1 protein-coding gene is annotated in these 310 nt (G+C 41.6%); it reads left to right on the forward strand.

From position 1 onward, the window contains the following. On the forward strand, nt 1-310 hold a 310-nt coding region (locus GQ598_RS11400), incomplete at both ends, for a hypothetical protein (protein ID WP_160404150.1).

The raw sequence follows: 310 nt of genomic DNA on the forward strand, positions 1-310 counted from the left end.
GTTCCAAATAGAGCCAGTTTTAATGGTCAGACGGTGACATATTATATCAATCCATATGGTGTTACTGGTCCTGTTGTTTGTCACGTAAGGCCGAATCTTAATTATGGCTACCTCGATTACGGTGGCCCATCTAACATATGGTCTCGTACAAAGGGTTTTTTAACTCAGTCAATAAGTTCATCATCTTATGACCAAAATTTTCCTACAACGGGTGCAGATGGGTTGTATTTTGATTTGGACATTGTTGGCGTGGATGCAAGTCAGTTGACGTGGTCTGTTGTCACGAATGGTAGTATAAGGGCAACGGTGA

The sequence above is a fragment of the Gilliamella sp. Pas-s95 genome, assembly GCF_009795795.1.
Taxonomy (GTDB): Bacteria; Pseudomonadota; Gammaproteobacteria; order Enterobacterales; family Orbaceae; genus Gilliamella; species Gilliamella bombicola.